At 71.7% G+C, this 12,848-nt stretch carries 6 protein-coding genes; 2 read left to right on the forward strand and 4 right to left on the reverse strand.

The window, feature by feature from the left end; all coding sequences use genetic code 11:
• Window positions 1-39 precede the first annotated feature (39 nt).
• The 3 genes from ABZT47_RS01415 to ABZT47_RS01425 all read right to left on the reverse strand — a co-directional run bounded on the left by ABZT47_RS01415 (window position 40) and on the right by ABZT47_RS01425 (window position 5,184).
• Window positions 40-969, reverse strand: coding sequence for an NAD-dependent epimerase/dehydratase family protein (locus tag ABZT47_RS01415; protein ID WP_354834839.1), 930 nt, complete (start codon window positions 967-969; stop codon window positions 40-42).
• 38 nt (window positions 970-1,007) lie between these two features.
• Complete coding sequence (locus tag ABZT47_RS01420; protein WP_354834842.1) at window positions 1,008-1,352, reverse strand: YrdB family protein; 345 nt, start codon at window positions 1,350-1,352, stop codon at window positions 1,008-1,010.
• A gap of 214 nt (window positions 1,353-1,566) precedes the next feature.
• Window positions 1,567-5,184 carry a S8 family serine peptidase gene (locus ABZT47_RS01425; protein ID WP_354834845.1) on the reverse strand — a complete coding sequence of 1,206 codons (3,618 nt, stop codon included), beginning with the start codon at window positions 5,182-5,184 and terminating at the stop codon, window positions 1,567-1,569.
• Between the two features lie 578 nt (window positions 5,185-5,762).
• Here ABZT47_RS01425 and ABZT47_RS01430 point away from each other — a divergent pair.
• Window positions 5,763-6,083, forward strand: a complete 321-nt coding sequence (locus ABZT47_RS01430; RefSeq protein ID WP_354834848.1) for a CU044_2847 family protein — start codon at window positions 5,763-5,765, stop codon at window positions 6,081-6,083.
• Between the two features lies 1 nt (window position 6,084).
• Window positions 6,085-12,372, forward strand: coding sequence for a trypsin-like peptidase domain-containing protein (locus ABZT47_RS01435; RefSeq protein ID WP_354834851.1), 6,288 nt, complete (start codon window positions 6,085-6,087; stop codon window positions 12,370-12,372).
• Here the strand turns inward: ABZT47_RS01435 and ABZT47_RS01440 are convergent.
• Window positions 12,335-12,805 (reverse strand): ATP-binding protein, encoded by a 471-nt coding sequence (locus ABZT47_RS01440; RefSeq protein ID WP_354834854.1) that lies wholly within the window; start codon window positions 12,803-12,805, stop codon window positions 12,335-12,337. The genes ABZT47_RS01435 and ABZT47_RS01440 overlap by 38 nt on opposite strands.
• Between the last annotated feature and the right edge of the window lie 43 nt (window positions 12,806-12,848).

Below are 12,848 nucleotides of genomic sequence, written 5' to 3' on the forward strand. Positions count from 1 at the left end.
CACCCGGGGACGAGCGTCGCCGCCCCGTCTTCCGAGGGACTATCGGGCGCGCCACCAGGTCAGGGTCTGCTTCAGGGCGACGTCCATCGGGGTCGGCGGGACGCCGAACGTCGACTCGAAGGCGGAGGAGTCGACGACGAACGGCCGGACGAACTGGTAGCGCGTCTCTTCCAGCTCGCGCAGCAACGGCGAGAACAGCCCCGCCGCCCGCATCACCACATGCGGGATGGCCGAGACGCGGGGCGCGGGTGCCCCGGCCAGCTCCGCCATCCGCTCGGCCAGGTGCCGGACGGTCGTCGCGGGCGGCGTGGGCACGTGCCAGGGCCGTCCCCAGGCCCGCTCGTCCACCGCGACCGTCGCCAGCGCCCGCACCACGTCCGGAATGTAGGTGAGACTGTGCGGCTGGTCGGGATCGGCGGGCACCCGGATCGGCTTGCCGGCCATCAGCGGCTTGAGGAAGCGGTCGCTGAAGATGGCCTGGCCGGACATCCCCGGTCCGAAGAAGTCGGATCCGCGCACCTCGGTCGCCCGCACACGGCCCGCCTCGTGCGCGGCGAGCGCGTCGCGCCACATCGTGGCGCGCACCTTCCCCTTCGTCCCGGTGGCCGCGAGCGGCATCTCCTCCGTCATCGGACGGTCCACCGGCCCGTACCCGTACAGGTTGCCGGTGACGACCAGCACCGCCCCGCTGCGCTCGGCCGCCGTCAGCAGCGCGGCGGCCATCGGCGGCCAGTCGCGCGCCCATTCGTGGTAGCGCGGGTTCGCGCAGTTGTAGAGGGCGTCGGCGCCTTTGGCGATTCCGGCGAGCCGGTCGGCGTCGCTCGCGTCAGCGGCGACCCGGGTGATCCCCGGATCCGCCGGCCCCGAGCCGGAGCGGGTGACGACGACGACCTCGTGCCCCGACCGCGCCAGCATCTCCGCGAGCTGCCCGCCGACCTGCCCCGATCCGACGATGACGTGCTTGCCCATGTTCGACCTCCTTGTGATGACGCCTCTTCGGCGGTGTCTCAGACCTGGTGCCACAGGAGCCGCAGCGCGGCGTTGACGACGAACAGCGCGGCGAACACCACCGAGGTGGTGACGAGGCCGGCCCCCGCCGCGGCCGCGACGCCCCCGCCGAACCAGAGGACCTCAAGGGCCGCCCGTCCCAGCCCGTGCACCGGGATGCTCGCCTTCGGCGACCCGAAGACGCCCCAGACGACCGCGAACAGCAATGGCCCACCGATGCCCAGCAGCAGTTTGAGCCCCCAGTTCGGGCTGAACGTGAACCCCCAGTACCCGACCGCCAGGTAGACGCCCAGCTCCAGCAGGAACATCAGGCCCGCGCTGGCGCCTTTCATCACGGTCAGCATCGAACGGCCTCATCTCGACGAACACATCGCTCTCTTTCGAGAGCAATGCTCTCGCACGGAAAGCACCGCCGTCAAGAGCAGTGCTCTCGCTTCATTCTCCCGCTCCACCGCGCACCCGGCCGACGCGCGGGCCGCCGGCACTCTTTCAAGACAGACGAAACCGGCGGGGCACACCGTTGTGCCCCGCCGGTCGCGTGAACCGGTTCTCTCAGGACTACTTCAGACCGAAGGCCCGGGTGATGGTCTGGGAGATGCCCTCGCCGTCGCGCTGGTCGGCGGTGACCCGGATGGAGACGTAGCCGGCTCGCTGCGGCGCGCGCAGGGACGCCCGCCAGGTGCCCTTCTTCTCCTTCAGGTCCTGCCGCTGCCAGGTGGCGCCGTCATCGTAGGAGACCGCCAGCGTCACCGCGGAGATCGGGTTCTTCGCGAAGTCGCCGTTGAGCAGCACCGGCGTGATGGACAGGTCCGACGCGCGCCCCGCCCGGCCCTCGGCGTCCACGTCGATTCCGTAGTCCAACTGGACCAGTGGGATGGCCGCGAAGTCCGCCCCCACCGGGGCGCCGGAGATGAACCGCCATTCGGTCTGGCCGGCGATGGAGTAGGGGTTCACCGTGCCGTCGTTGTTCGTCTGGACGACGATCCGGTAGGGCAGCCGCTGCGGTGCCAGGTCTCCGGCGTTGAGGTAGGGCCAGCCCACGACCTGGGCGACCTGCCTGTCCCCCTGGTACATCGTGATCGTCTCGACCACGCCGGGGATGCCGGACCCGCCGCTATGCGCCGCTCCCGCGTCGCCGAAGCCCTGGATGTCGGCGCTGAGCCCGGTCTCGCCGCGGAACGGGCCCTCGGCGCTGATCATGCGCGGCCGGGTGATGGGGCCGAACCACCGGTCCTTCTGCACGCTGCCCGGCCGGTAGGACAGCCGGTCGGTCTGCGACCCGCTCCAGCCGTTCGCAGAGGCGGTCTGCTGCCAGACGACCCCCTCTCCGGTGGAGACCCAGTCGGTGCGCCTTCCGGCGGCGACCCGCTCCATCGGGAACGGCGGAGCCGAGTAGTACTCGTACGGTGGGAACTCCGCTCGCATCTCGGTGACCTGCAGCTTGGAGGGCGGGGAGAACTCCAGGTCGACGCGGGCGAGGCCGCGCGGGTCGGTCTTGGCGGAGGGGTCCTCGGGCACGCCGCCCTGGTGGTAGTCGACCAGGTCGTACAGGTACTCCGGCGCCGGGTGGGCTTCGACGTCCAGCCGCAACGCCTTCCTGCCCGCGGCGGCGATCTCCTTGACCAGCGCCTCCCCCTCGTCCATGGTGACCGAGGCCACGGGGATCGGGCCGGTCGAGAAGCCGTCACCGGCGCCGTACCAGTCGCTTCTGCGGCCGGGTGCGTTGTTGACCACCAGGAGCGTCGCCGCGCCGGCGGCGTGCGCCGCCGCCGCCTGGTCGGCGGGGGTCACGGCGCCGGCGCGTACGACCACGGCCTTGCCGCGGACCGACAGGCCGGCGTAGTCCGCCTGCGAACCGTTGCCGGCGAACGCGGCGTCCAGGCGCGAGGCGCCGTCCGGCATCGCCGCGGAACCGGGCTGCACGAGGACGTCGTCAAGGTCGTGGCCCCGGTAGCCGATCTTCAGCGGCGTCTGCGTCGCGCGGAACCGGGTGGTGAAGACGAAGCTGCCCTTGGTCACCTTCTTCTTGCTCGGCAGGGCCCACAGGCCGTCATTGGCGGCCGGGAGCATGATCACCTCATGGAGGGCGGTGCCGTCGCCGGGGGCGGGCGTACTGGAGGTGAAGGAGCGGAAGATGTCGACCCTGCTGTCGACCACGGCGGTCGGCTTGGGCGTGGCCACCTTCACCTGGCGTGCCCGCGAGGCGTCGAGCTCCACGGTGCGGTCGGCCGTCAGGTCGACCTCGGGAGCGATCAGCATCGCGACCCCGAGGGAGTTGGGGCCGTGCAGACCTTCCAGGTCCGGGATGGCGAGGACCGTGTAGGAGCCGGGAGCCCAGCGGCTGGTGAGCGTGCCGTCCGGGACCCACATGAAGGTGCTGCCTCCGTCGGCGCCCTTGATCTCGACATCGCCGCTCAGGGGGCGGCCGGCGCGGTCCTTCAGGTGGACGGTGAGGGCGTACTTCTCGGACTCGACGGAGACGCCCACGACCGTGTGCACCTCACCGGCCGCGTGCCGCGCCCTGACCTGGGCGGTGTACCTGCCGGGCGCGAGCCCGCCGGGGTTCACCGTGACCTCGACCGCCGAGGTCCCGCGCGCGGGCACGGTGAGGTGGTCGGCGGCGATGTCGAACGCCTTCTCGGGCGAGCCGCCACGGTCGACGGACAGGTCCAGCGTGACGGGGGCGTCCGTGGTGTTGGTGTAGGTGATCTTCTTCGTGACCGGCTGCCGCGGCTGTCCGCCGGACGACCACTGGACCAGCCCGGCGTCCACCGATCCGCTCGCGACGACCTGGTCCTTCACGTAGGCGGCGCCCACGTCCAACCGGCCGGCGCCGGCCTGGTAGGGGCTGTAGTCCGGCGTCGGCGCGCTGGTGCTCATCAAGGCGTCCTTGATCTGCCGCGCCGTCCACTCCGGGTGCTTCTGGGCCAGCAGCACCGCCGCCCCGGCGACGTGCGGCGTCGCCATGGAGGTGCCGCTGTCGGTCCGGTAGTAGCCCTCGCCCCACTCCATGTACTGCGAGCGCGCCGCCAGCACGTCCACGCCGGGAGCGGTCAGATCGGGCTTGAGCCCGTCGTCGTTCAGGCGCGGCCCGGCGCTGGAGAAGTCGGCGAGGTGGTCGGAGCCGTCCACCGCGCCGACGGTGAGCGCGGCGTCCGCGGTCCCCGGCGAGGCGACGCTGTAGGGGCCGGGTCCGTCGTTGCCCGCGGCGACGACGAAGAGCGCGCCGGTCTCGGCGCTCAGCCGGTTCAGCGCCTGACTCAGCGGATCATCCTGGGTGTGCCAGCCGCCGACGCCCAGGCTCATGCTGACCACCTTGGCGTGCTCGGTCCGCGTGGCCCACTCCATGCCCGCGATGACCCCCGAGATCGGCCCGGAGTTGCCGTCGTCGAGAACCTTGCCCACCACCAGGTCGGCGCCGGGGGCGACGCCCCGCTCCTTGCCGTCGGAGGCGGCGCCGGTCCCGGCCACCGTCGAGGCGGTGTGGGTCCCGTGCCCGTTCCGGTCGGTGACCTCCTGGCCGGGGATGAAGCTCTTGGACGCCGCGACGCGGCCGGCGAGGTCCGGGTGGGTCGCGTCCACGCCGGTGTCCAGGACGGCGACCCGCACCCCGGTTCCCACGCCTCCCGCGGCCCAGGCCGCGGGAGCGCCGATCTGCGCGGTGGTGTCGGCGAGGGTCGCCTTCGCCTTGCCGTCCAGCCAGACCTTGTCGATACCGGCGGCGAACGGGGGCGCCGCCTGGTCGTCCGGCGCGCCGTCGGACCGCTTCGCCGAACGCCCGTTCTCCCGCGCGGCGCCGGTGAGGGCCGACCAGAAGGCCGTGGCCTGCGACCGGCGGGCACGGAGCGCCTCACCGCCGATGGAGGGAAGGCTGAGCGTGGTCCTGGCACCCGGCAGCGCGGGGCCGGCCGGGGCTTCGCTCTTACGGGCGGACGCGTCCTGCGCACGAGTGACGATCAGGGGAAGCTCGGCGCTGTGCGCGTCGTCGTAGCCCTGCGCGACCAGCCGCGTCACGTCGAAGAGCTGCTTGTCGAGCCGGCCGGCCGCGATGTAGGCGACGGCCGGGTCGGGGTACACGTAGGTGTCCCCGCCCTCGGTGGAGATGCGCACAGAGCCCGTGGCTCCCGGCGCGCGCTCGACGTCCACAGAGGAGGCGGCGCCGGTCCGCTTGGTCACTTTCACCTTGTCGCCGGTGATCAGCGTCACCGTGGCGGTCGCACCGGGCGCGCCGCCGCTCGTGGGCGGCGCTCCCGTAGGCGCTTGCGCAGGCGAAGCACTGTGCGCCACCGCTGGGGTGATCACAACGGCGGCGAGGGCCGCGGCGACGGACGCCGCGGTCCTCCGGGGGGTACAGGGCCTCACTTAGCCTCCAGAGTCGATGAACCGGACGAATCCGATCACCCCCGGCAAGGCCCTGTAAAGGACTTGAAGTTACTACTTTCTTCCTATAGTTTGCCCTTTTGTTAACTTTTCCGACATAAGCCGCAAATCTGGACATCCACCTCGGCGGCCCCTCCCGTGGACGTCCGTGACGGTGCTCGGCACATCCCGAAGGTCGCACGTCCTGCTAGATCATCGCGGCGGGACCTCCTGCCGAGTCCGGCCGAAATTGTGACCGACACGACGGCACGCATGCGCGAGGGCGGCGACGCGGCGACCGGTCGGCACAGTCTCAGTGTTCGACCGATTACGCGCGTATACGATCTGCTGAAGCCCTTACGGCGGTTTCCGTCCCCCCATGCCCCGGAGTCGATGTGAGCGAGCTGATGCGCATGCCCCTGGCCGACGGCGGCCAGGTCGTCGTGGAGATCGCGGACAACGAGCCGGCGGTCCGGCGGGCTTCACGCACCGGGGACAAGATCGAAGCGGCCGTGGACTCCCTGCAGTCGGCGCTCCAGCCCATCCGCGAGGCCGCCGAGGCCGCCCTGGAGACCTTCCGCAAGTCCGGTCCGGACGAGGTCGAGATCGAGCTGGGCGTGAAACTCAACGCCGAGGCAGGGGCCGTCATCGCCAAGTCCTCCCTCGAAGGACACCTGACCGTCAAACTCACCTGGCGCCGCGTCGCGGAGTCCTGACATGCGCCGCTGGTCGGTTCGCGTCCGCGCGGGCTCGGGGACGTGCGGCGCCGGCGTGCTGATCGACGACCGGCACGTGCTCACCTGCGCCCACGTGGTCAACGCCGCTCTTGGCCGGCACGCCGCCGAGCGCTCCCGACCGGCGGACCCGGTCGAGCTCGACTTCCCGATCGCCGCGGGCGGTGCGCGGTTCCAGGCATGGGTCTCCGACGACGGCTGGTTCCCCATCGAGGACGACGAGCGCGGTGACGTGGCCGTCCTGGAGCTCCGCTCCACGCCGCCCGACGGCACCGCCCCCGCCGAACTGACCGAGCGCGCCGAACGCGGCACGGCCGTGCGCGCCTACGGCTATCCCCCGGGACTCGACACGGGCGTGTGGGCGGTGTCGTACGAAGTCGGCGACCCCGGCGGTCCCGAATGGGTCCAACTCGACGCCACACGCGCCGTCGGCAGGCGTATCCAGCGCGGGTTCAGCGGCGCCGCCGTGGAACGCGACGACACCGGCCAGGTCGTCGGCATCGCCGTCACCGAGGACGGCGACGACGGCGCCAAGGTCGCCTGGATGCTCCCCGTCTCGGCCCTGCTCCGCCGCTGGCCGCGCCTGACCGCCTCCTGCCGGCCTACCCACTCGGACGGGCCGGCCCGCTCGGAGATGACACCGGTCCCTCCAGAGCTCACCGGCGTTCTCCGCCAGATGTGCCAGGTCTCCGATGACCTCCCCTATCCGCTGCGCGGCGCTCACGGACGCTTCCCCCTGTCGGAGGTGTACGTACGGCAGAGCGTCGCCGCCGCTCCCGAACCGCGCAGACCGTGGGAGGAGGACGGCGAGGAGTTCCCGGAGGAGGACCGGCGGCCGTCCGCGGGCCTGGCGCAGCCGTTCGAGCAGGTCTTCGAGCAGCACGACCACCTGGTGATCGAGGGCGCGGCCGGCCTCGGCAAGACCACCCTCGGCAGGATGCTCGTCCGGCACTTCGCGAAGGCGCTGCTTGACGGCAAAATCCAGGACGGCGAAGCGCCACTGGTCCCTGTCATGCTGCCGGCCCGCGTGCTGGCCCTCCATCTCCGCAGCGGCTGGCCCGAGGCGTTGCGGGCCTCGGTCACCGCGGAGTACGGGCCGTCCGACGGCGAAGTGGCGGCGTCCCTGTTCACCGGGAAGGTGAGCGGGCGCCGGTGGCTGGTCGTGGTGGACGCTCTGGACGAGATCCCCGACCAGGATGACCGCGAGCGGTTGCTGACCGCGCTCGCGTCCCGGTTCCCCGGCGACGACGGCCCGGCCCGGTTCCTGGTCACCACCCGTCCGCTGTCCCCCGGCGAGATCGACCGCCTGCGCGGTCCGAGGGTCGGCTTCTACGAGCTGCAGCCGTTCGACGAGGAAGCCCTGGTGCAGTTCGCCCGGAACTGGTTCGACCCGGATGACACGCCTGCGGGGAACGCGGCGGCGGAGGAGTTCCTGCGGCAGGTGCGGCTGGCCGGCCTTGAGGAGGTGCTCGTCGTGCCCCTCCTGGCCACCGTGGCCGCCCACCTTCACCAGTCCCGCCGCGACCGCCCGCTGCCAGCCGGACGGTACGAGCTGTACGAGGAGTACATCGGACGGTACGCGCAAGCTCGGATCGACGCGGGAGCCTCGTCACTGGCCACCCTGGACGAGGTCCCGGGCGGTCCGCGGCTCGCGGCGTGGCTGTACGAGCACCGGGTCGCGCTGATGGAAGCGCTGGCCACCGCCTACACCACCACCGAGACCCCGCTCATGGACGTCGCGCGGCGCTACCTGGCCGACCATGCCCCGATGCCCGCCCGCATGCCCCTGGACTGGGAGAGCGCCCTCGCCGAGTGGCTGTCCCAGACAGGCGTGCTGTCGAGGAGCCGCACCCGGCTGCGGTTCCTGCACCAGACCTTCGCCGAGCACCTGGCCGCCACCGCCCGCGCCAAGGCCCTTCCCAAAGAGTTCAGTGCCGGCGAACCGCCCTGGGAGAAGCTGGTGAGCGACCTCCTACTCGGCGACGACGCGGCCAACCTCGTGGTCCTGCACTATCTGCACCTCGTGGGGCCGGGCGCGGCACTCTTGGACGCGCTGCAGAACGGCACTCTCGACCAGCGCGCCACCGCGGACGGCCTGGTCGAGAAGGGCGCCCCCGTCTCGGACGCCCAGCTCACGGCTTACCTGACCCGGCTGGAGAACTTGGTGGGAACGGGTTCGGTGACGGACCTGGAGGAGGTGATCGCCCTCACCCGCCACGCCCCCGTCCGCGAACGACTCGAAGGACTGCTGGCTGACGCATCCCTCGGCCCCGCGATTAGGATCTCCCTCATCGACCTGCTCCGAGAGCGATCGGGCGGAGTGCGTCGCGACGGACCGGCGTTATTGCGGTCTTTCGCCACTGCCGAGCATGAGGCGAAGATCCGGTGCGACGCGGCGACCGTCCTGTCCAGGTTCGGCGGCGATCACCGCGATGAGGCCGCGCGGTTGCTCGTCGCCCTCGCCGAGGACGGCGACACGGAGATCACCGACCGCTTCTCGGCCACCGAGAGCCTGGCGCGGCTGGGCGGCCGACATCGGGCGCACGCGGCGGACCTGCTCCACCGCTTGGCCACCGACCCGGCGGTGACCGTCTGGCACCGCGTGGAAATGGCTGTGGAGCTGGCCAAATGCGGTCACGAGCAGCGGTCGCGAGCCGCAGAGATTCTGCGCGACCTGGCCATGGACCACTCTTTCCCGGGTTGGGAGCGACGCTCAGCCGCCGAAAAGCTGCACAAACTGGGGGGCCGCCACGTCCACGAGAGCGTTCACCTGCTGGGACGACTTGCACACGATCATCGCCGTGATCGATTCGACCACGCTCTGACTCTGGCCGCTCTCGTGAAGATCGAACCATCCCGTCGTCCCGAGGCCGTTGAAGCGCTCCTACGGGCGATCACGGATCTTCGCCTCAGCTCAGGGGTCAGACTCACCGCTGCCCGCGAACTGGCGGAACTCGGCGGAGCGCACCGGTCGACCGCTGCCCGGGTCATGTTCGACCTCGCCGTACGACCCGACGCCGGGAGCATGGTGGGCAGCCGCTACAGAGCGGCAGAGGACCTGATCGAACTCGGTGCCGGCTTCAAGGCGAGCGGCGTGCAGGCCTTCTACGCGATCAGCGTCGACGCAGTGCAGGCCGCGCACCTCCGCATGACGGCCGTCCAACTCGCGCAATTGGACGACGGCCATCGGATGCCGGCCGCCGACCTCCTGCTGAGACTGGTCGCCGGGCCCGCGCTCCCGTTCGGCCGCCGCCTCCAAGCGGCGAGCACGCTGGCCAATCTGGGAACGCGTTTCCTGCCGGGCATCCTGCGCTTCGTCGACGAACTCTTCCGTCACCCCTTCTCCTCGTCGGCCGAACGCGTCCTGGCGATGGCGACACAGGCGACGCTCCGGCCCGGCGACACACCGTTGGCCGCCACGCTGATCCATCGGCTGGCGATGACCGCGACAGCCTCCGCCGACGCCCGCTCCAACAGCGCCCAGGTACTCGTGGACCTGGGGGCCGCGCATCTCGACCAGGCGGCGGATCTGTGGAGGCGCTTGGCCTCCGACCACGCGGCGCCGCTCCGATCCCGGCGAAACGCGGTGGAGCGACTGCTCGATCTGGGTGCCCGATATCGTGAGGGAGCGGGCGCGTCTCTCCAGCGATTCACCGACGACCCCTCCATCAACGCAAGCGAAAAGACCCTTCTGCTTCTTGAGTCTCACCACCTGGCCTCCTCGCTCGGCGCCGACGTCTACGACCGCATCGCCTCCGATGTCACCGTCGATCACGATGAGAGGAGATTCGCCGTCCGCCAGGGGCACGCCGGCGACACCGACCGGCACCGCCGGGCCGTGGCCCTCCTGCACCAGCTCGCGACGGACCCCGCCGCCACGACGACGGCTCGTCTGAACTCCGTCCAGGAGCTGGCGTCCCTCGGCCCGGATCATCGTGCGCGATGTCTCGAGATCCTGGGGCGGATGGCCGAGGTGTCGGGTACCCACGTCCGGCATCGACCGGCGATCCTGGCCGATCTCGCGAAGCTCGACCCCTCACAGCGCGACAGCGTCGCCGAGCCTCTGCACCGGCACGCCACCGACCCGCTCGTCGCCCCTGACTCACGCCGCGAGGCCGCCGCCGAACTCGGCAAACTCGGCGATGAGCATCGCGAGCGCGGCGCGGAGGTCCTCACGCGGATGAGCCTCGACGTCCTCCTCGACGCACAGGTACGCCGCGAGGCGGCCGGTTCGCTGATCAAGCTGGGTGAGCAGGAGGAGAACACCGGGGTATACCTGCTGTACCGGCTGGCCACCGGTACCGGCGACGCAGGTGAGCGCGAGCCGGACGATCGCCGCCTGGCCGCGCGGGACCTCGCCAGGCTGGGCGGCGAGCGACGGGCACAAGGAGCGGAGGTGTTGCGCCGGCTCGCGGCGGATGCATCGGCCGATGCCGACGTACGCCTCGCGGCGGCGCAGGATCTCGCCGGCCTGGGCGGCGACGAGCGGGACGAAGGCGCGGAGCTCCTGTACCGGCTCGTCGTCGAACTCGCCGACGATCCTGACGAACGCCTGCGAGCAGCGCGAGAGCTCGTCGCGCTCGGGCCCGTCGCCCAGTCCCGCGCCCTGGTCCTCCTCGGCGAGTTGACGACGGACACCGGCGCCGACATCACGGTCCGCCGGTGGGCGGCGGAGTTCCTGGGCGGGCTACTGTCCCAGCAAGCACTGGAGACCGCCGTGACGGGACTTCACCGCCTGGCCGGAGACGGCGACGTGGACTTCTGGAACCGGCTGTGGGCCATCGAGTCCCTGGCGAAGCTCGGCCCGGACGCGCGGCGGCTCGCCTTCGAGGCGGTGCGGGCGTTCCGCGAGGAGGCGGACGGGCCGGACGGCGACCTGCCGCGGGCGCTCGCGGTCGCGGCGATGGCCGACGTGAGCGACGCCTGCCACTTCGACGCGGTGGACCTGCTGGTCCGACTGGCCGAAGACACCTCACGTCCAGGTCGTGAACGGCTTCAGGCCGCCACAGGTCTCCTGGAGATCAGCGACATTCATGCGAAGCGGGGCACCCGCCTGCTCGGACTGATCGCCGAAGATCCTGCGGTCCGAGCATGGGGACGCCGCCAGGCCGCCGAAGCCCTTGCCCGTTTCGGGCCTTCCTGCCGTGCGCAGGCCGTCGACCTGCTCGACGCCATCGCCGCCGACGTCTCCGCCGACCCCTGGGCGCGGGCGGAAGCCGCGATGGCCCTCGCCGAGCTCTCCGCCGACAAGCGCGAACGCGCGATCGCCCACCTGCGGCGCATCGCGCTGGGCCAAGGCGCCTCCGGCGACCAGCGCCGTCACGCCATCGACATGCTCCTCGGCCTGGGGCCTCAGGCGCGTGCCGCGGGGGTCAAGGCGCTCCAGTCGATGGCCGGCGACCGGAGAGCCGGAGACGACGAACGATGGGAAGCGTTGGCCGTCCTGGTGGAACAGGAGGAGGACCGCGACCTGCTGGCCCGAACCCTCCACGAACTCGCAGGCGAAACGAGCGCCGATGCGGGCGTGCGGCGAGCGGCGGCGGAGGCGCTGGCGATGCTCGGCGACGAGCGACGCCGCGAAGCGGTCGAGGCGCTGCGGAACCTGTCCGCCGACACGACCGTCGCGGGCGCCCACCGGGCCCTGGCGCTGGACGCCTTGGCCACCATGACCTCGGACGCGTCCGTCCAGGAAGAGGCCGGTGAGGCGCTGGCGCGGGAGGGGGCCGACGCCTCCACCCCGGCGCCGCTCCGTCGTCTGGCCGCCGAGGCGCTGGCCCGCCGTCACCTGGTACACCGGGGCAAGGCCGCCGAAGTCCTGCACGAGATCGCCACGGACGACTGGGCGGAACCCGAGGAACGGCTCCTGGCCGCCCAGGCATTGGCCGGAACGGGACCCGGCGGCCGGGAAGCCGCCGTCCGGCTTCTTAAGGAGTCCATCACCAACCCGCTCGCGAGCCCGTACGAGCGAGCCGTCATGGCCATGGCCCTGGCTGGGCTTCGGCCGTCGTACCGGAGGTCCGCCGGTGACCGCGCCCGAGCACTGCTGGATGATCCCGGCTTGCCGGCCGACCGGCGGCTGACGATCGCGCAGGGTCTCGCCGAGCTTGGGACGCCGTATCGGCAGGCCGCCATGGCCGCCCTGCATGATCTCGTGGTCGACTCCTCGTCCGACAGCGGGACGAGGTTCCGCGCGGCCGAGGTCCTCGCCCGCGTGGCCGGCGCCAAGGGCCGGGTCAAGGGGCCGATCTCGCCTCGTGACGCGCCGAAGTGACCAGGGGCGGCGCGAAGCGGATGGAGCACCAGACGATGCGGCCGAGGCCGGGGCCGGAAGCGTGGGTGCCCCACTCCTCGGCCAGTTCGCGGATGATCAGCAGCCCCCGGCCGTTCTCCGCGTCCGGCTCCTCGCGCACCACCGGTTCGCCGTGCGGAGCCCCGGGGTCGTTCACCTCCACGTGGATCGCGCCGTCGCTCTCCACAAGCGTCAGGGCGATGAAATCGTCCCGCCCGCATCCGGCGTGCGTGATCGCGTTGGTCACCAGCTCCGAGACGGCGAGAACCACGTCGTCGGCCGCGGGGTGATCGGCGCTCAGCCATCGGCGCACCTGACGACGCGCGAGCGGCACTGATTCGCGGACCCCCGGCAGGGCCGCCCTTCCCAGAACATTCGGCCGCGGATTCGCAGGCCCCATCGTTTCACCGTCCATTTCTGAAATCCGATGCCCAGGACTTCCGACGGTGCCAGAATCC

The organism is Sphaerisporangium sp. NPDC005289 (assembly GCF_040607455.1).
Classification (GTDB): domain Bacteria; phylum Actinomycetota; class Actinomycetes; order Streptosporangiales; family Streptosporangiaceae; genus Sphaerisporangium; species Sphaerisporangium rhizosphaerae.